Raw genomic sequence first — 18,593 nt, forward strand, 5'->3', positions numbered from 1 at the left:
GAAGAGTAGGTCGTTACCTGAACATTCCTTGGCCGATCAGACGATCGAAGCCGACGAGCCGTTCCAGGATGATGATGAGGATGGCCGTGATGCCGACGAGCAGGACGGCCGCGGCCGCGATGGTGAGATCGAAGGAAGCCCGCATATTGCTCACCAGCGCCACCGGTAGCGTGTAGGTGGTGGGATCGGTGAGGAAGAGGCTGACGGCGACATCGTCCATCGAGATGGCGAAGGTGAAGACGGCGCCGGTGACGATGCCGGTGCGGATCAGCGGCAGTGTGACGCTCCAGAAGGCCTGCCGCTCCGTGGCGCCCAGGATCAGGGCCGCTTCGGTCAAGCGCTTGTCGCGGCCGACCAGGCTGGCCAGCGTGGCGCGCAGCGCATAGGGCAATGTGATGATGATGTGCCCGGCCAGCAAGCGCGGAAAACCGCTGATCACGCCAATCTTGGAGAGGAAGAGCAGGAGGGCGAAACCCGTCACCACCGCCGGCACGATCAGCGGCGACAGGAAGGCCCCCATGATGACGCCCTTGCCGCGGAAGTCGCCGCGGTCGAGCCCCACCGCCGCTGCGGTCCCGATGACCACATTGACGAGGGTCGCCAGCACCGCGATCTCCAGGCTGGTGCTCAGGCCCGCCACGACATAATCCTGCGAGAACAGTTTTTCGAACCAGTGCAGCGACAGGCCGGGCGGCGGCAGCGGCCCGAGATAGTCGCGGGCGTCGAAGGCGAGCAGCCCCGCCACCAGCAACGGCACGATCAGGAAAGCCAGGCCCAACCCGATCACGATGTTCGTCGTGGAGATGGCGAGGCGGTCGCCCCACAGCTTGGTCTTGCCCTCGGCGGTCATGCGCGTTGCCTCCGGCCATGCTGCACCAGCGAGACCAGATAGACGACGATGAGGGTCAGGATCAGCATGGTGATCGAGACGGCGGCGCCGCTGGGATAATTGGAGACGTCGCTGAAGCGGTTGTAGATCACGTTGGAGATGAACAGCACCCGCCCCTTGCCGAGCACCATCGGAATGACGAAGGCGCTGATCGAGAAGGTCAGCGAGACCAGGAAGGCCGAGACCAGCGACGGCAGGCTGCGCGGCAGGGTGATGTCGAGATGGGCTCGCCATGCGGGCGCACCCAGCGACTGTGCGGCATCGATCAGGCGAGGATCGAGATTCTGCACCGTGCCGATCAAAGTCAGCACGCTGATCGGGATCACCGCATGCAAGAGCCCGGCCCCGACCAGCGTCTCGATATACCAGCGGCTGGTCGGCGCTATCCCCAAAAAGGTGAGCAGTGGACGGGCGATGCCGACCGAGCCGAAGGTGAGCTCCAGCGCATAGGTTCGCACCAGCATGGACAGCAGCACCAGCGTGATCATCAGACCGATGCAGGCGACCCGCCAGCGCTTGGAAAAGCGCCGCACGACGCCATAGGCAATCGGGAAGGCGATGATCATGCCGACCAGCGAGGCGGCGACGCTGATGCGGAACGTCTCCATCAGCACGCCTGCGAAGGACGGGCTGACGAGTTCGCGATAATTGTCGAGCACGAAGGGCGAATCCGCTGCCGAGCCAATGCGGCCCGGCACGAATTGACGGAAGCTCTCCAAAGCCAAGTCGATCAGCGGCGCGGCGAAGATCAGGGCGAAGACAGCAAGCGCCGGCAAGAGCAGCAGCATCGCGCCGCGATTGGGGGATGGCGTCGCCGCGCTGGTGGTCGGGACGGCTTGGGACGACAAGGCGATATCCTCCTGCAACCTGCCCCGGCTGAGCACAGGGGCGGAAACGGCATAGGCGCTGACGACACCCTCCCCTGGAGGGGGTCGGCACTTCCTCTTGGAAGTGCCTGGGGTCGAAGCAAGGCGTCGGGGGGGGTTGATCTGACGCCACGTCTTCAAGGTATTTGCCGGCGAGATCTCGGAGTCCCATAAAAGGAGTCACCCCACCCCGGCCTTTCAGGCCGACCCTCCCCCTCCAGGGGAGGGTTGAGAACCTCAAAGCAGCGGAGCGATATCGGCTTCCCAGCGCTTGGCCCAGGCATCCTGGTTGGACAGCACCACATTGTAGTCGGGCACATGGACGAACTCGTCCATTTCGGCCGGCGTGAAGATGAGATGCTTGAGGTTCTCGGGCTTCTCGGCCTTGGCGTTGAGCGGCGCTTCGCCCGCGACCTTGGCGTAGAGCGTGTTCATCGCCGGGCTGATGGCGAAATTGATGAAGTCCAGCGTTGCCTTGAGATTGGGCCGGTTCTTCAGGACGGCAAAACCGCTCTGATAGAGGAAGGTCGCCATGCCTTTCTGCTTGGTCAGGCGGGTCACCGGGAAATTCTTGGCGACCGCCGCCCAACTCGGTTCTGCAAAAAAGCCGACGGAGGTCTCGCCTGCGGTGAAGGAATTGGTGAAGTCGACATCCGTCACCGCGATGCGACCGATATTGCCGGACTTGGCGAGATCCGCCATCAGCTTCCAGCCCGGCTCCATGTTCTTCTCGTCGCCGCCGCCATGCAGGGCCAGCGCCACGATCTGCAGCATCATGCTCTGGGTCGGGCCGGGCCAGCAGATCGCCCCTTTGAGCTTGGGGTCGAACAGGTCGTCGATCTTGGTGACAGGCATCGGCACGGTGTCGGTGCGATAGCCGAAATACATGCCGCCGACGGCGCGCGGCACCGCCATGATGCCGCCCTTGTCGTTCTTGATGATCATCTTAGCGGGAATATCGGCGAGATTGGGAATGTCGGCTGGATTGACGGTTTCCAGCCAGTCTTCCTTGATCATCGAGTTGAAAGAGCCTTCCCAGCCGGCGACATAGTCGAAATCGGTGCGCGGCCAGATCGCCTTGATCTTGGGCAGGATGGCGGCGGCGCCGCCCTGGTGCAGCACCCAATCGATATCGACGGCGCTTTGCTGCGCGGCGATTTCCTTCATCGCCTTGACGACATCGCCGCCCCATTCGACGGCCGTCAGCTTGGTGCCAGCCGCCCGGGCCGGTGCGGCCTGCCCCAGCAAGACGGGCAGGCTCAGCGAGCCTATGAGAGCGAGCAGGTTCCTGCGCGACAATTCGACCATGATGTTTCCCCTCGGTAGCCGTCACCATGCCCTCGTCGTGGATCGACTGTTATGGACAGGCTCGGTACGAGGCCAAGGGGCCTGAAAAAGGCAGGCTGCGGTAGCCGGATAATTCGCGTGAGGGTATAAGCGTTGCTGAATGCTCCCCGGGGGAAACGGATTATCTCATACAGAAGATACTGAGTGTCTGTTTGTCATCCCCGGCGAGGCTACAGGCCTCGGGAAGGGGATCCAGGGGCCAAGAGATTCTACCTGCGGCCCCTGGATCCCCTTCCCCTCGCTTCGCTCGGCCGGGGATGACAAAACACTCGCCCGGATCGGTATCAGGCGTGGCCGAGTTCGACTTTTCGTGGCGACTTTGTCGAGCTCGGGTCGGTCACTGAAAACAGCTCAGGCGTGGCCGAGCTCGACTTTTCGTGGCGACTTTGTCGAGCTCGGGTCGGTCACTGAAAACAGCTCAGGCGTGGCCGAGCTCGACCTGGCGCAACACGAAATCGGCCAGGAAGCGCGATTCCTCGCGCGCGCCGCTGCGAACGTACAGGCCGATGTCGATTCGGGCCGAGCCTGGCATGTCGATCGACTTGTCGAGGGCGCGGCAACCCTCGGGAATCGTCGCCGCGATCATCGGACCGATGCCGATGCCGACGCGCACCGCCGTCGCCATCGCCACCAGGGTCGAAGCCTCGCAGACGATGCGCCAGTTGCGGTTGCGCGTAGCCAGCGTCGCCATGGCCGGTCCCCGCCAGGGACAGCTCTCCACGAACATGATCACGGGCAGCGGCATGTCCGGCGTGAACTCGATATCGGCACGCCCGACCCAGTGCAGATATTCGTTCCAGACATGCGCCGGCTTGCGGCTGCAGCGGCTGGTATCGCACACCGCGATATCGAGTTCGTCATTCTCGAGCATGGCGGCCAGGCGCGCATTGGACTCGACCAGGATGTCGATGTCGACACGGGCATTCTTGTCGCGGAAATCCCGGAGAATATCGATCAGGCGGGTAGCGGCAAAATCCTCGACCACGCCGAGGCGGATGCGCCCCTCGATCTGCCGGCCATTCAGGCGCTTGCCGACTTCGTCGGTCAAGGTGAGGATCTCACGGGCATAGGGCACCAGGAGCAGCCCGTCCGCGGTGAGCGTCAGCCCCTTGGGGCTACGCTCGAACAGGTCCGAGCCGACCAGGGCCTCGAGCTTGCGGATCTGCATGCTGACCGCGGCCTGCGTGCGATGCAGCGACAGCGCCGCACCGTTCACCGTCCCCACTTCGGCGACGGAGAGAAAGGCGCGAAGCAGATAGGGATCGAGATTCAGCATGCGGGGCGCCGGATAGGGTGGTCCATGCTTTCGGTCCCCTTGTCTGGCGCCCCCACCTGTGCTGGCTGGCCTTCTGCGACCTCAGGACACCTGTCGGCATTGTTCCACACCGATCAAAAATCACAAGGGCTTATACCGCTCGGCGACAAGTCCCCTTGCCCCCTGGAGCAAAGCGCGTTTAGACGGAAACGCTTGTTTGCTCTAACTCTTTGTTTCCAAGCCAATCCCCAGCGGATTGGCTGGAGCGTCTTTGCGATTCTTGGCGTCACCACCAAATCGCAAAACGCTCTCGGCTCTCACGCCTTTGCAGCCACGACCTCCACCTCGACCTTGAATTCCTCACGCGTGAAGCCCGAGACGATCATCAGGGTGGAGGCAGGCGGCGGATCGGCGACCACCGCATCGCGGGCCTTCATATAGCCGGCCATGTGCTCGCGGCCGGTGACATAGGCATTGATCCTGACGATGTCGGCGAGCGCCATGCCGGCCTCGGCCAGTATCGCTTCGATCGCCGTGAAGATCAGCCTGGCCTGCGCTTCCGCACCCTCCGGAATCGACTCGTCCGGGCCGATGCCGAGCTGGCCGGAACAAAACACCATGCGGGCGCCGGCCGGCACCTCCACAGCATGGCTGTAGCGGGCGAAGGGCGCACGCAGCGAGGACGGCGTGATGGCGCGAAGCATGACGGGTCTCCGAAAATCTGGCCGGCGCAAAATTAATCGTGATCACGACTTGTGCAAGCTTGAATTGGCGCTAACAATCGTGCGTCGGCGTTGCGGCAATCCGATACCAGAAACTCGCAAGACGAACCGAACAGAGGCGACAGGAATGAACAGCATGCTCAAGACCGCCGTGCTTGCAGCAACGGCCGTGGTTTTTGCCGGCTTGAACGGCGCCTATGCCGAGGAACTGGTGAAAGTGCGCTTCGGCACCAACTGGCTGGCGCAGGGTGAGCATGGCGGCTACTACCAGGCCGTGGCCGACGGCACCTACAAGAAGTTCGGCCTCGACGTCGAGATCGTGCAGGGTGGCCCGACCGCCAACAACGCCACTGCCCTGGTTGCTGGCAAGAACGACTTCTATATGGGCGGCAATCTCGTCGAGGTCTTCTCGGCGGCCAAGGAGGGCGTTCCCCTCGTCGCGGTGGCCGCGACCTTCCAGAAGGACCCGCAGATCCTGATGACGCATCCCGGCGTCGGCCTCGATAGCTGGGATGACCTGAAGAAGGCCAAGACCATCTTCATCGGCCCCGATTTCCAGGCCACCGGCTATGCCTGGATGAAGGCGGCTTTCGGCTTTACCGACGAGGTGGTCAAGCCCTATGACTTCAATCCCGGGCCCTTCATCGCCGACAAACAATCTGTGCAGCAAGGTTATGTGGCGTCCGAGCCTCTCCAGGTGGAAAAGGGCGGCGGCTTCAAGCCCAATGTCTTCCTGATCGCCGACCAGGGCTGGAACACCTATTCGACCCTGATCGTCACCCGCCAGGACATCATCGATGCCAAGCCTGACGTCGTGCAGAAATTCGTCGACGCCTCGGCGATCGGCTGGGCCACCTATCTCTACGGCGACAACAAGCTCGGCAATGCGGCGATCCAGAAGGACAATCCCGACATGACCGACGAGAACCTCGCCTTCGCCGTCAAGCAGATGAAGGCCTATGGCATCGTCATGTCAGGTGACGCCGAGAAAAACGGCATCGGCGCCATGACCGACGAGCACATGAAGTCCTTTTTCGACAAGATGGTCACCGTCGGCCTCTACAAGCCCGATTTCGACTTCAGGAAGGCTTATACGCTGAAATTCGTGAACAAGAATGTCGGTTCCGACCTGATCAAGAAGTGAGCATGGTCAATAAAGTGCATTTCCCGGGAGCGCGGACGTCCACGTCCGCTCTTGGAAACGCCGAGGATGCAGAAAGGAAGAGCGGACATCGCGACATGCCAGGCATGTCGCTGCGACGTCCGCACTCCCAGGAACAGCCCCTCTCCGCGGGAGCTATGCCTTGACGCCCCCCTCCAGCCGCCCGACCGTCGTCTCGCTGCGCGACGTGGGCAAGACCTTCTCCTCGGGCACCACCGCGCTCCAGCATCTCGATCTCGACATCCGCCAGGGTGAGATCCTCTCTTTGCTGGGTCCCTCGGGCTGCGGCAAATCGACGGCACTGCGCATCATTGCCGGGCTGGGCGAGGCCTCGAGCGGCAGCGTTTCCTGGGCCGATGGCGACACCGACCATTCCCGCGACGTGGGTTTCGTCTTCCAGGAGCCGACGCTGATGCCTTGGGCCAGCGTGTTCGACAATGTCTGGCTGCCGTCGCGGCTCAAGGGCGTGTCGCGAAAGGCTGTCCGGGACAAGGTGATGCAGGCCCTCGACAGCGTCGGCCTCACCGCTTTTGCGCGGGCCTATCCGCGCGAACTCTCCGGCGGCATGCGCATGCGCGTCTCCATCGCCCGGGCCATGGTGACCCGCCCGAAGCTCCTCCTCATGGACGAGCCCTTCGCGGCGCTCGACGAAATCACCCGCCAGAAGCTCAACGACGATCTGATGCGCCTGCAGGCAGAGCTTGGCTGGACGGTGGTGTTCGTCACCCATTCGGTATTCGAAAGCGTTTATATTTCCGATCGCATCGTGGTGATGGCGGCTCGGCCGGGACGCGCTTTCGCCGAGATCGCCGTCGACGCCGAGCGCCCGCGCGGCGCGGCCTTCCGCACCACGCCCGTTTACGTCGACTATTGCCGCCAGGCCTCCGCCACGCTGACCTCGGCCATCGGCAAGGCGGTCGAGAGCGTCGACGGACATTGATCGCCAAGAATTTGGACCGGGGGGCAGAAACAGGATGAGCGTGATCAGTTCGGCGGGCGATGCCGCCACTCCTCCCGTCACAACTCGCCGGAACCCGTCGGCACTCCTGAAATGGCTGCTGCCGCTCGCCTTTCTGGTGGTCGTGCTGGGGGCCTGGGAATATTGCGTGGCCGCCGGCCTTACCCCGATGAAGGTGGTGCCCGCCCCCAGCGAGATCTGGGCTGCCTTCTTCCGCGAATGGGAAACACTGGGGCCGGCCTGGCTCTTCACCCTGGAAGTGACGTTGAAAGGCTTCGTGCTCGCGGTGGTGGGCGGCGTTTCGCTCGCCATTCTGTTCTCGCTGTCGCGGCTGGTCGAATATACGCTCTATCCCTATGCCATCATCCTGCAGGTCACGCCGGTGCTCGCCCTGGCGCCGCTCTTGCTGGTGATCTTCTCGCAGGCCACCGTGCTCTTGATCTGCGTATGGCTCGTCGCCTTCTTCCCGGTGCTCGCCAACACGCTGATCGGCCTGCGCTCGACCGACCACAATCTGCTCAACCTCTTCGAGCTCTACCGCGCCTCTTCCTGGCAGAAATTGTGGCTGCTGCGCCTGCGTGCGGCCCTGCCCTATTTCCTCGGTGGCGTGCGCATCGCCGGCGGTCTTTCCCTGATCGGCGCCGTGGTGTCGGAACTCGCCACCGGTGCGGGTGGCGCGCGCGGGGGTCTTGGCTATATCATCTATCTCGCGCCACGCTATTTTGCCTATCCGCGGGCCTATGCCGCGCTGGTGCTGCTGTCGCTGACGGGCATCGCCATCTTCCTCGCCCTGTCCTATCTGTCGCATCTCCTGCTGTACAAATGGCATGAGAGCGCGCTTAAGCGGGAAAACTGACCGTGTCCAAGCCCCTCGCAGTTCCCACCGATGGCCGATGGTCGGTCGAGGCCAGCGTACCGGCCTGCCTGGTGTCGCAACCACTGGCCGGCGCCGACCAGGATGGCCTGGCACGCATCTGCCTGACCGTCGCGGACGGGCGCATCGAGGCGATCGAGGCCGTGACAGGTCCCTCCGGTACACTCAGCGCAGGCATGGTCTTCCCGAGCTTCGTGGAACTGCACACCCATCTCGACAAGGGCCATATCTGGCCGCGCCGCCGCAATCCCGACGGCACCTTCTTCGGGGCTCTCGACAACGTGACCCTGGATCGCGAGGCTCATTGGTCGGCCGCCGATGTCGCCGCCCGCATGGATTTCTCACTACGCTGCGCCTATGCGCACGGCACCTCCGCCATCCGCACCCATCTCGATTCGATCGGCAAGCAGATAGGCATCTCCTGGCCTGTTCTTGCCGAAATGCGCGAAAAATGGGCCGGCCGCATCGAATTGCAGGCCGTCGCGCTGTTTTCCATCGAGCATGTGGCCGATCGCGCCCACATGTCCGACATCACCGCCGCCCTACGCGCGCATGACGGTATCCTGGGCGGCGTCACCTATATGGTGCCCGAGCTCGACCAGGGCCTGGACACGCTGTTCCGCCTCGCCGCCGACAACGGCTTCGATCTCGATTTCCATGTCGACGAGACCCAGGACCCCGAAGCCCGCACACTAAGCCATATCGCCGAGGGGGCCCTGCGGCATCGCTTCGCCGGCCAGGTCACGGTCGGCCATTGCTGTTCCCTCGCCCGGCAGGAGGAGGACGAGATCAAGGCCACCATCGACAAGGTGGCGCAGGCCGGCATCGCCGTGGTCTCGCTGCCAATGTGCAATCTCTATCTGCAGGACCGCGTGCCCGGCCGCACCCCCCGCTCGCGCGGCGTGACGCTGCTGCACGAATTGAAGGCGGCGGGCGTGCCGGTCGCGGTCTCCTCCGACAATACGCGCGACCCCTTCTATGCCTATGGCGATCTCGATGCCCTCGAAGTCTTCCGCGAGGCGACGCGCGTGGCCCATCTCGACCATCCTTTCGGCGACTGGCCAAAGGTGGTTACGGCGACGCCGGCCTCGGTGATGGGCATCGACGCCGGGCGGCTGCGTGTCGGTGGGCCGGCCGATTTCGTGCTGTTCAAGGCCAGGAGCTGGACGGAGCTGCTGTCCCGCCCGCAGGCCGATCGCATCGTGGTGCGCAAGGGCCGGGCCATCGACACCGCTTTGCCGGACTATGAGGAACTCGATGCGGTGCTGTCAGACCGAACCGAAGGTTTGGTCCGGCGATCGCAGGCCAGCGGCCCCTAGGCGCTCAATCAACCAGACTTGACGCACCAGACATGGTGTGCCGATCTCCAGATCGGCATTTTTCTTCGACGGAACGCTTCGCTTCCAAGAATGCCGATCTGGAGATCGGCACTCCGAGATCCGCCCATGACCGACATCGCCGCCCTCAAGGCCCGCCTGCCCGACATCCGCATCGAGGATCACCCGACCTTGGTGCGGCAGAAGAGCCGCGACTTCTTCTGGTATTCGCCGGTGCTCAAGCGCGAGCTCGACCACATCACCGGCGATTGCATCATCTTCGCCAAATCCACGGACGACGTCGTCGCCACGCTCGCCGCCTGCTACGCGCTCGACATTCCGGTGACGCCCCGCGGCACCGGCACCGGCAATTACGGCCAGGCGATGCCGCTGTCGCGGGGGGCCGTGCTCGATCTGTCCTTCATGGACAAGATCATCTCGATCGAGCCGGGCGTGCTGGTTGCCGAAGCCGGCGCGGTGATGGCCGAGATCGACAAACAGACGCAAGCCCATTCCGGCCAGGAATTGCGTCTGCATCCCTCCACCGCGAAGACGGCCACCATCGGCGGCTTCGTCGCCGGCGGCTCGGGCGGCGTCGGCTCGATCACCTGGGGCGGCCTGCGCGACTGGGGCAATATCACCCGCCTCAAGGTAGTGACGATGGAGGCAAGCCCACGCATCCTCGATCTCACCGGCGAGGATCTGCACAAGGTCAGCCATGCCTACGGCACCAACGGCATCATCACGGAAGTCGAGATGCCACTGACATCGGCCTTCAAGTGGATCGACGTCATCGTCGGCTTCGATACGCTCGCCGAGGCGGCCGCCTTCGCCAACGAGACCGGCGAGGCTGACGGCATCCTCAAGAAGCAGCTCGCGGTGGTGGCAGCGCCGGCCGCGCATGACTATTTCAACCGGCACCGGCGTTGGATCCCGCGCGACAAGCATATCGTCTGCGCCATGATCGCCCCGCAGAACTACGATGCCTTCCTCACCATCACCCGCCGGCGCAAGGGCGCAGAACTGTTGTTCTCGACGTCGGGCATGAGCGAGGCGGACCGCAAGGGCCTGCCCGACATCTACGAACTCGGCTGGAACCACACCACGCTGCGTGCCCTCAAGCTCGATCCCACCATCACCTATCTTCAGACGCTCTACCCCTTCCCCAACCAGCTCGAACTCGTCTCCAAGATCCATGCCGTCTTCGGCGACGAAGTGGTGGCCCATCTCGAATTCGTGCGCTTCGACGGCAAGATCACCTGCTTCGGCCTGCCGCTCGTCAAGTTCACCACCGAGGAGCGCCTCGACGAGATCATCCGCATCCACGAGGACATGGGTGCGCCGGTGTTCAACCCGCACCGCTACACGCTGGAGGAAGGCGGCATGAAGCAGACCGACGAGATGCAGCTCGCCTTCAAGCGCGAAGCCGATCCCAAGGGCCTGCTCAATCCCGGCAAGATGATCGCCTGGGACGATCCCGATTATGACTATTCCTCGAACCGGACCTATCTTTTCCGGGGCATGCAAATGGAAGCCTGATCGGCTTGCCAGGATATCGGACACACTCGCCTGCCAAATGCACCTCGCCACGAAATGGCGAGGTCCAACACCAAACCATAGCTATGAAAGGCCCTGCCATGTGTGGAGCACACAACAGCGACAACACCAATCTGGCGACCGGAACGCTCCAGGTCGACGATGAGCGGGTGCGCATCACCCGCTACGATTTCGAGCCCGGCCAGGAGACGGGCTGGCACCGCCATGAATATCCCTATGCCGTGGTGCCATTGGTCGACGGCACTTTGCGTATCGTCGACACGCAAGGCGAGAAGCTGGTTCCACTCGCTGCCGGTACCTCCTATTCGCGCCCGGCCGGCGTCGAGCACAATGTCTTCAACGGCGGCCAGTCCCACATGGCCTTCGTCGAGGTCGAGATGAAGGGCTGATGCGGGTCCTCGTCCTCTTCTCGCACCCTTGCGAGGAATCCTTCGGCGCGGCGCTGCATACCTGCGCCGTGGAGACCTTGCGCAAGGCCGGCCATGAGGTCGACGACTGCGACCTCTATGCCGAAGGGTTCCAGCCCGTGCTCACGGCCGCCGAACGGCGCACCTATCACGACACCGCAAAAAACCGCGATGGCGTGGCTGATTATGTCGAACGCCTGCAACGGGCGCAGGCGCTGGTGATCGTCACGCCGATCTGGAACTACGGCTTTCCGGCCATCCTCAAGGGGTTTTTCGACCGGGTCTTCCTGCCCGGCGTGTCCTTCACCCTGGTCGACGGCAAGGTCCAGGGCAATTTGCACAACATTACCAAGGTGGTGGCCGTCACCACCTATGGCGGCTCGCATCTGAAGGCCCTGCTGATGAGCGATCCGCCCCGCCGCGTGGTCACGCGCATGCTGCGGGCGGTGGTGAAGCCCTTCGCGCGCTTTCAATACCTCGCCCATTACTCGATGAACCTGTCGACCGACCACTCGCGCGCTGCCTTCCTGACCAGAGTGGAGAAGGCACTGGCCAAGGTTTAGAGCCTACGTCGGACAGGAAATATTTACCGGATTTCAGGCTAAAGCCGACGAAATCCTCGACATTTTCTGTGAGAAACTGTATCTGAAGCCGGCTACAGCAAATCATCAGCCGGCGGATCATTACCATGCGACATCCGGCCTCCAAGACACTTGGTTATCAGTTGATCCACGTGGCCCGCCTGCATCGGGCCCGCACCGCCAAACTCCTCGAAGGACTTGGCCTGTTCCCGGGCCAGGAACAGGTGCTCGAAGCCCTTGCCGGGCGAGAAGCCCTGTCGATGAGCGAATTGGCGGAAATCCTGCGCGTCAGGCCCCCGACAGCCTCCAAGACGATTGCGCGCCTGTCGGCCGCCGGCCTGATCGAGCGCAAGGCGACCGACGGTGATGGGCGCGTCGTGCGCGTGGGCCTGAGCGCGGACGGCAAGGAAAAGGCCGCGGCTATCGCGGCCCTGGCGCTCGACATCGAGGCGGAAGCCACCAGCCATCTCGACAACAAGGACCGCAAGCGCCTGCGCAAATTGCTCAAGCGAGTCGAGAAAGGCTTCAAGCACGCGCTCGGCGGCGAGATCGACGCCGATGATGACGACGAGGGCGACGCCGACGAGGCTTGAGGGCGCCAAGCCTTCTCCCCTTGCGGGAGAAGGTGGCGCGAAGCGCCGGATGAGGGGTTTTGCAACCTTACCGTTCTTCGTGGCTCAACGCCCGCCTCCGATTCGAATTGGATGAGTCGGGAGACCCCTCATCCGCCCCTTCAGGGCACCTTCTCCCGCAAGGGGAGAAGGGAAGTCGCGCACCTCACCTCGCCATGATGGCCTCGACCAACTCCTTAGCCCGGAACTGGTAGCCAGCATTGTCGACGGCCGCCCATCCGCCCTTGCCGTCATCGACGATACGGCTGCGCATGCCGCCGGCCTTGGCGATGATGTCATAGTCCTGGCCTGAGTCGGCGGGATAGGCGAAGGTCATCACCAGATCGGTCGAGCCGACATTGACCGAGCGGTGGATCCAGTAGGGCGGCACATAGCACAGGCTGCGCGGCCCGATCTCGACGCTGCGGATTTCTCCGGCCGGCGATTCCAGCAGCATGATGCCGTGTCCGCTCTCGCCGTAATACATTTCCGGACGATTGGGATTGGCGTGGATGTGGCCGCGCGTGAGGAAATATTCCCGCCCCACCTTGCCTGGAATCATGCGGGTGACCCCGATGATCATGTCGCCGGCATCCGCCGAGGGTTTGTAATCCGTCACCTCGTAAACCACCTTGTCGCCGAGTTCGGCGAGGACGGTTCGATAGGCAGCCTCGTCTTCATAGAGGCCGGCAAGATCGCCCATCGTCTTGGTGTAGCGGTTGGTTGCCCCCCGCAATTCCCCGTTCTCGACATCGACGACGCACAGACCCGGCTCGCGCATGGGCATATCAACCAACCTTTCTTTTGATTGCGGCGCTCTTGGAAGCTCGCCATTCTGTAGCATCACTACATTTTTATCAACACCCCGACAACCCTCGGCGCACTATTTTAACTCATTTTAAGCTAATTTAGACAATATTGCGTTGCAATATTTCACGTATGTGATTTTGTTTCAATTTTTTAAAATTTGGATCGCTTGACCCCTGTCAAAAAATGTACTTATGCTACAGAACAGGGCCAGGAAAAACGCCCTGACGGACGACGTGGAGGAGAGAGCCAATGAAGAAAACCCTTTTGGGCGGCAGCCTGGCCGCAGCATTGCTGGCCGGCACGATGGGCATGGCGAGCGCCGCCGACTGCAAGATCGGCGTGGCGATGTACACGCTGAGCGCCCCCTATTTCGCCGCCCAGCAGGCCGCCGCCATCGATCAGGGCAAGAAGGCCGGTTGTGAGGTCACCACCTCCGATGGCCAGAACGACATGGGCAAGCAGATCTCCGACGTCGAGGACATGGTCGCCAAGGGCGTCAACCTCCTGATTCTCAACCCGCGCGATCCAGAAGGCCTCGTCGGGGCAGCCAATGCCGCCACCGCGGCTGGCGTGAAGGTGGTGGTGATGGATTCCTCGATCAACACCAAGGCCAAGATCGTCACCCAGGTGCGCTCCTCCAACGACCAGAACGGCTTCCTCGTCGGCCAGTGGCTGGCCAAGAAGATGCAGGGCAAGCCCGTCAAGATCATCCTGCTCTCCGGCTCCCAGGGCAATGAAGTGGGCCGCGACCGCCGCCTCGGCGTCTTCCGCGGCCTTGTAGAAGGCCAGCTCGTCAATGACGGCAAAGCCAGCTTCGAGGTGCTCGGCCAGGGCTGGGGCAATTGGGCGACCGAGGACGGCCTCAAGGCCGCCGAGGACCTGCTGCAGGCCCATCCTGACGTCACCGTGCTGCTCGCAGAGAACGATTCGATGGCGCTGGGCGGCATGAAGGCGCTGCAGGCCGCCGGCAAGACCGACGTGCTGGTGCTCGCCGCCGCCGATGGCCAGAAGGAAGCGCTCGCTCTCATCAAGGACGGCAAATATGGCGCGACCGGCCTCAACGATCCGGATCTGGTGGCGCGTACCGCTGTCGATATCGGCCTGAAGGCGCTCAAGGGCGAGCTCTCCCCCGACACGCCCAAGCTCGAACTCACCACGCCGGCGGTGATCACTCAGGAGAACGTCGACAAATTCTACAAGAAGGACGCGGTGTTCTAAGCGGCGGCTTCGGCGTCATGCGCCTTCTCCCTTTGGGGGAGAAGGTGCCCCGAAGGGGGGATGAAGGGTCTCGTACCCCATCCGAAACAACTTCAGGGACAAGCACCAAGAACAGAGAGGTTTCGTCAACCCCTCATCCGGCGCTTCGCGCCACCTTCYCCCACACGGGGAGAAGGCAATAGTCGCCCTGCGATATCCAAACCAGCGAGGCATCATGTCCGAACTCGCCAGGCTCACCGCCATCACCAAGTCCTTCGGCGGCGTACACGCCCTCAAGGGCGTCGACTTCGACGTCCAGAGTGGCGAGGTTCATGCCTTGCTCGGCGAGAACGGCGCCGGCAAGTCGACGCTGATGCGTGTGCTGGGCGGCGAACTGCACCCCAGCAGTGGTGAGGTGACGGTCGCCGGACGTCACGTCGACTTCCGCGATCCGCGCCTGGCCAGGGCACTCGGCATCGCCGTGATCCATCAGGAATTGGCCCTTGCCCCCGATTTGTCGGTGGCGGAGAACATCTTCCTGGGCGAACTGCCCGGGGTCTTCGCAGGGCCGGGGCTGAGAAAGCGCGCCGGCGAATTGATCAAGCGGCTCGGCTTCGACATCGATCCCGGCGAGCGCGTCGGCAATCTCGCCGTCGCCCATCAGCAGGTGGTCGAGATCGCCAAGGCGCTGTCGCGCGAGGTCAAGATCATCATTTTCGACGAGCCGACCGCCGTGCTGTCGGATCGGGATGCCGAGCGCCTGCACAAGGTCATCACCGATCTGCGCAGCCATGGCGTCGGTGTCGTCTATATCTCCCATCGCCTCGAGGAGGTGATGCGGATCTCCGATCGCATGACCGTGATGAAGGACGGCCAGCTCGTCGGCACCGTCGCCGCCAAGGACGTGACCATCGACGACATCATCCGGATGATGGTCGGCCGGCCGCTCTCCGCCCTCTTTCCCGAGAAGAGGGAGCGCAGGATCGGCGAGGAAGTGATCAGCGTGTCCGCGCTCCATGCCGGCCGCAAGGTCCGCAATGTCAGCCTCGCCGTGCGCGCCGGCGAGATCGTCGGCCTCGGTGGCCTGGTCGGCTCCGGACGTACCGAGGTCGCCCGCCTGATCTTCGGTGCCGACAGGCCCGATAGCGGCGCCATCAAGTTCAAAGGCAAGCCGGTGCATTTCCGCTCGCCGCGCGACGCCGTCGCGGCGGGCGTCGGGCTGGTCCCCGAGGATCGCAAGCATCAGGGCGTCATCCTCGACAAACCCATCCGGGTGAACGCCACCATGGCTCGGATGTCGTCGGTCACCACTGCGCTCGGCTTCCTGCGCCGGGGCCTGGAACGGCGCACCGTTGGCGAACTCGGCCAGAGCCTGCGCCTCAAGGCCGCCAGCGTCGACGCGCCCGTATCGAGCCTGTCGGGCGGCAACCAGCAGAAGGTGGTGCTGGCCAAGTGGTTCCATGCCGACGGCGATCTCATCATCCTCGACGAGCCGACCCGTGGCGTCGACGTCGGCGCGAAGACCGAGATCTACACGCTCGTCAACCGCCTGGCGGAAGCCGGCAAGGCCGTCCTGGTAATCTCTTCCGAACATCAGGAACTCTTCGGCTTGTGCGACCGCGTGCTGGTGATGCGCGAGGGCGAGATCCGCGGCGAACTCAGCCCGGGCGATTACAGCGAGGAAAACCTGCTTTCCCTGGCCATGAGCGAAGGCGGGCAACCCGGCAAAGCAATTCAAGCGGCGAATGGTATAGGACAATGACAGCTCTCAGCGAGAACCGCGGCGACGGCAAGCGCGGCTATGATCTCGGCGCCCTGGTGCAGCGTTTCGCGACCCTCGGCATCTTCCTGGTCCTGGTCATCGTCGCCTCCGTGTGGACCGACAGCTTCCTGACCAAGAACAATATCCTGAACGTGCTCCGCCAGGTCGCCTCCGGCGCTGGCATCATGTCGGTTGGCATGCTTTTCGTCATCCTCACCCGCGGCATCGACCTTTCGGTCGGTTCGGTGCTGGCGCTGGGCTGCGTGCTCACCGCCTATTTCATCGCCAAGCTCGGCTATGGCGTCGGCGTCAGCATCGCGCTGGTGATCTTGTGCGGCGCCGCCTGCGGCCTCGCCGTCGGCTTCTTCGTCGCCTATATGCGCCTGCCCTCCTTCGTGATGTCGCTGGCCATGATGGCGATCGCCCGCTCGCTCTCCTTCATGATTTCGGAAGGGCGGCCGATCTCGATCGGTGACGGCGGCCAGGCCCTGGCCGATTTCGGTGCCGGCTACTGGCTCGGCATACCCCAGCCCGTCATCCTGATGTTCGCGGTGTTCATCGTCGGCGGCATCGTGCTCTCCTTCACGCGCTTCGGCCGCATCATCACCGCCATCGGCTCCAACGAGGAAGCGGTGCGGCTGTCCGGCATTGCGGTGCCGCGCTATGTCCTGGCCGTCTATGTGATCTCCGGGGCGCTGGCCGGCCTCGCCGGCGTGATTTCCGCCAGCCGCACCACCATCGGCTCGGCCCAGGTCGGCGTCGGCATGGAGCTCAACGTCATCGCAGCCGTGGTGATCGGCGGCGCCAGCCTGATGGGCGGGCGCGGCGACGTGGTCAACACGCTGCTGGGCACGCTGGTGATGGGCATCATCGCCAACATCATGAACCTCGCCGGGGTGCCCGGCTACAGCCAGCAGCTCTATACCGGCCTGATCATCGTGGTCGCGATGCTGCTGCAATACGCAACCGGCACTCTGAAGCGATAGACGACAACCCAACGCGCTGCCGACTCCGTTGACAGCGCGTATTTTTCTGTCTAAATTTTCACATAAATGATCTTATTTCACAAATGTGAATATTGATCATTCATCGCCACCAGGCGATGCGACATAGGGAATTCTTCCAATGGCTGAATCTCGCGGGTGGCACAGCGCACAGGGCCGGGCCTTCGGTGGTCCGCTCAAATACATCCAGCGGGCCGGCGAAATCGGCCGCCTCGCCGATCATTTACGCCCTCTCGGCAAGCAGGCCTTCCTGCTCGTCGACGGCTTCGTCTTCGAAAAGCTCGGCGCCTCCATCCTCGCCTCGCTCGAAGGCAGCGGCCTCGGCCTCACCATGGAGAAGTTCAACGGCGAATGCTGCCGCGAGGAGATCGACCGGGTGACATCCCTGGTCTCCCAGGCCAAGGCGGATATCGTCGTCGGCATCGGCGGCGGCAAAACGGCCGACACCGCCAAGCTGGCCGCGATCGCCAACGATGCCCGCATCGCCATCGTGCCCACCATCGCCTCCACGGACGCACCGACCAGCGCCATCGCGGTGACCTACACGCCGCAGGGCGTGTTCAAGGAATCCTTCATGCTGCCACGCAATCCGGACGTGGTAGTGGTTGACAGCGCCCTGATCGCCAAGGCCCCCGCTCGCTTCCTCGTGGCCGGCATCGGCGATGCCCTCTCCACCTGGTTCGAAGCCCGCTCCAACCTGGAATCGCGCTCCGACAACTTCATCGCCGGCGGCTATCCGGCCCCGCTGGCCGGCATCGCCATCGCCAAGGCCTGCCATGAAGTGCTGATGCGCGATGCGCTGGCAGCCAAGCTCGCGGTCGAGAAGGGCGCGCTGACGCCAGCCGTCGAGAACATCATCGAGGCCAATACGCTGCTCAGCGGCCTGGGTTTTGAGAATTGCGCTGTTTCCGCCGCCCACGGCATCCATGACGGCCTGACGGCTCTGGAGGAAAGCCATGGCTTTTTCCACGGCGAGAAGGTCGCCTTCGGCGTGCTCTGCCTCCTGATGCTGGAAGGGCGCCCGCTCGCCGAGATCGAAGAAACCGCCCGCTTCTGCAAAGCGGTGGGCCTGCCGACCACCCTTGCCGACCTCAGGCTCGGCAAGGCCACAGCCGACGACATCGAGCGCGTCGCCAAGGCGGCCCTCAAGGAGGGGTCGATCACCTGGCGGGTCGCGGTGCCCTTGTCGGTGGAAATCGTCCGCGATGCCATCATCGCCCTGGACGCCTTCACTTCCTCACTCTTCGGCGCGGAGCGGCAGGCCGTTTGACGGCC

General features: G+C 63.5%; 18 protein-coding genes. 12 read left to right on the forward strand and 6 right to left on the reverse strand.

The genetic code is table 11. The features are described 5' to 3' along the window. Nucleotides 1-13: 13 nt before the first annotated feature. The 5 genes from AB4037_RS09130 to AB4037_RS09150 all read right to left on the reverse strand — a co-directional run bounded on the left by AB4037_RS09130 (nucleotide 14) and on the right by AB4037_RS09150 (nucleotide 5,061). On the reverse strand, nucleotides 14-850 hold the full coding sequence (locus AB4037_RS09130) for an ABC transporter permease (protein WP_441771288.1): 837 nt from the start codon (nucleotides 848-850) through the stop codon (nucleotides 14-16). Next, nucleotides 847-1,737, reverse strand: a complete 891-nt coding sequence (locus AB4037_RS09135; protein ID WP_441771289.1) for an ABC transporter permease — start codon at nucleotides 1,735-1,737, stop codon at nucleotides 847-849. The genes AB4037_RS09130 and AB4037_RS09135 overlap by 4 nt, the downstream gene beginning before the upstream one ends. Before the next feature lie 255 nt (nucleotides 1,738-1,992). Continuing rightward, nucleotides 1,993-3,063 carry an ABC transporter substrate-binding protein gene (locus tag AB4037_RS09140; protein ID WP_441771290.1) on the reverse strand — a complete coding sequence of 357 codons (1,071 nt, stop codon included), beginning with the start codon at nucleotides 3,061-3,063 and terminating at the stop codon, nucleotides 1,993-1,995. A gap of 457 nt (nucleotides 3,064-3,520) precedes the next feature. Next, on the reverse strand, nucleotides 3,521-4,378 hold the full coding sequence (locus tag AB4037_RS09145) for a LysR substrate-binding domain-containing protein (RefSeq protein WP_434955092.1): 858 nt from the start codon (nucleotides 4,376-4,378) through the stop codon (nucleotides 3,521-3,523). 296 nt (nucleotides 4,379-4,674) lie between these two features. After that, nucleotides 4,675-5,061, reverse strand: a complete 387-nt coding sequence (locus AB4037_RS09150) for a RidA family protein (protein WP_434955091.1) — start codon at nucleotides 5,059-5,061, stop codon at nucleotides 4,675-4,677. Between the two features lie 145 nt (nucleotides 5,062-5,206). Here AB4037_RS09150 and AB4037_RS09155 point away from each other — a divergent pair, with 145 nt between their 5' ends. From AB4037_RS09155 to AB4037_RS09190, 8 genes are all read left to right on the forward strand, one after another. After that, nucleotides 5,207-6,223 (forward strand): ABC transporter substrate-binding protein, encoded by a 1,017-nt coding sequence (locus tag AB4037_RS09155; protein ID WP_434955090.1) that lies wholly within the window; start codon nucleotides 5,207-5,209, stop codon nucleotides 6,221-6,223. Between the two features lie 160 nt (nucleotides 6,224-6,383). Beyond that, entirely contained in the window at nucleotides 6,384-7,181 is a 798-nt protein-coding gene (locus AB4037_RS09160; RefSeq protein WP_441771291.1) for an ABC transporter ATP-binding protein, read from the forward strand. A gap of 34 nt (nucleotides 7,182-7,215) precedes the next feature. Next, nucleotides 7,216-8,055: an ABC transporter permease gene (locus AB4037_RS09165; RefSeq protein WP_441771292.1), complete on the forward strand. Its 840-nt coding sequence runs from the start codon at nucleotides 7,216-7,218 to the stop codon at nucleotides 8,053-8,055. 2 nt (nucleotides 8,056-8,057) lie between these two features. Continuing rightward, complete coding sequence (locus AB4037_RS09170; RefSeq protein WP_441771293.1) at nucleotides 8,058-9,392, forward strand: cytosine deaminase; 1,335 nt, start codon at nucleotides 8,058-8,060, stop codon at nucleotides 9,390-9,392. Between the two features lie 126 nt (nucleotides 9,393-9,518). Then, a complete protein-coding gene (locus AB4037_RS09175) occupies nucleotides 9,519-10,928 on the forward strand; it encodes an FAD-binding oxidoreductase (protein ID WP_441771294.1) in 1,410 nt (469 codons plus the stop codon). A gap of 98 nt (nucleotides 10,929-11,026) precedes the next feature. After that, entirely contained in the window at nucleotides 11,027-11,335 is a 309-nt protein-coding gene (locus AB4037_RS09180; protein WP_434955085.1) for a cupin domain-containing protein, read from the forward strand. Next, nucleotides 11,335-11,916, forward strand: coding sequence for an NAD(P)H-dependent oxidoreductase (locus AB4037_RS09185; protein WP_441771295.1), 582 nt, complete (start codon nucleotides 11,335-11,337; stop codon nucleotides 11,914-11,916). The genes AB4037_RS09180 and AB4037_RS09185 overlap by 1 nt, the downstream gene beginning before the upstream one ends. A gap of 125 nt (nucleotides 11,917-12,041) precedes the next feature. Next, nucleotides 12,042-12,527 (forward strand): MarR family winged helix-turn-helix transcriptional regulator, encoded by a 486-nt coding sequence (locus AB4037_RS09190; protein ID WP_149252054.1) that lies wholly within the window; start codon nucleotides 12,042-12,044, stop codon nucleotides 12,525-12,527. Between the two features lie 184 nt (nucleotides 12,528-12,711). Here AB4037_RS09190 and AB4037_RS09195 read toward each other — a convergent pair whose 3' ends face one another. Further along, on the reverse strand, nucleotides 12,712-13,332 hold the full coding sequence (locus AB4037_RS09195) for a glucose-6-phosphate isomerase (protein ID WP_434955082.1): 621 nt from the start codon (nucleotides 13,330-13,332) through the stop codon (nucleotides 12,712-12,714). Between the two features lie 272 nt (nucleotides 13,333-13,604). On the opposite strand from AB4037_RS09195, the gene AB4037_RS09200 reads away from it, so the two are divergent. The 4 genes from AB4037_RS09200 (at nucleotide 13,605) to AB4037_RS09215 (ending at nucleotide 18,588) form a co-directional block, all read left to right on the forward strand. Then, nucleotides 13,605-14,573 carry a substrate-binding domain-containing protein gene (locus AB4037_RS09200; RefSeq protein WP_434955081.1) on the forward strand — a complete coding sequence of 323 codons (969 nt, stop codon included), beginning with the start codon at nucleotides 13,605-13,607 and terminating at the stop codon, nucleotides 14,571-14,573. Between the two features lie 214 nt (nucleotides 14,574-14,787). Further along, nucleotides 14,788-16,314: a sugar ABC transporter ATP-binding protein gene (locus AB4037_RS09205; protein ID WP_441771296.1), complete on the forward strand. Its 1,527-nt coding sequence runs from the start codon at nucleotides 14,788-14,790 to the stop codon at nucleotides 16,312-16,314. Then, nucleotides 16,311-17,300 carry an ABC transporter permease gene (locus AB4037_RS09210; RefSeq protein WP_149252057.1) on the forward strand — a complete coding sequence of 330 codons (990 nt, stop codon included), beginning with the start codon at nucleotides 16,311-16,313 and terminating at the stop codon, nucleotides 17,298-17,300. Before AB4037_RS09205 ends, AB4037_RS09210 begins: the two co-directional genes overlap by 4 nt. Before the next feature lie 139 nt (nucleotides 17,301-17,439). After that, nucleotides 17,440-18,588 (forward strand): glycerol dehydrogenase, encoded by a 1,149-nt coding sequence (locus AB4037_RS09215; protein ID WP_441771297.1) that lies wholly within the window; start codon nucleotides 17,440-17,442, stop codon nucleotides 18,586-18,588. Nucleotides 18,589-18,593 lie beyond the last annotated feature (5 nt).

The organism is Labrys sp. KB_33_2 (assembly GCF_052114505.1).
In the GTDB taxonomy this organism is placed as follows: domain Bacteria; phylum Pseudomonadota; class Alphaproteobacteria; order Rhizobiales; family Labraceae; genus Labrys.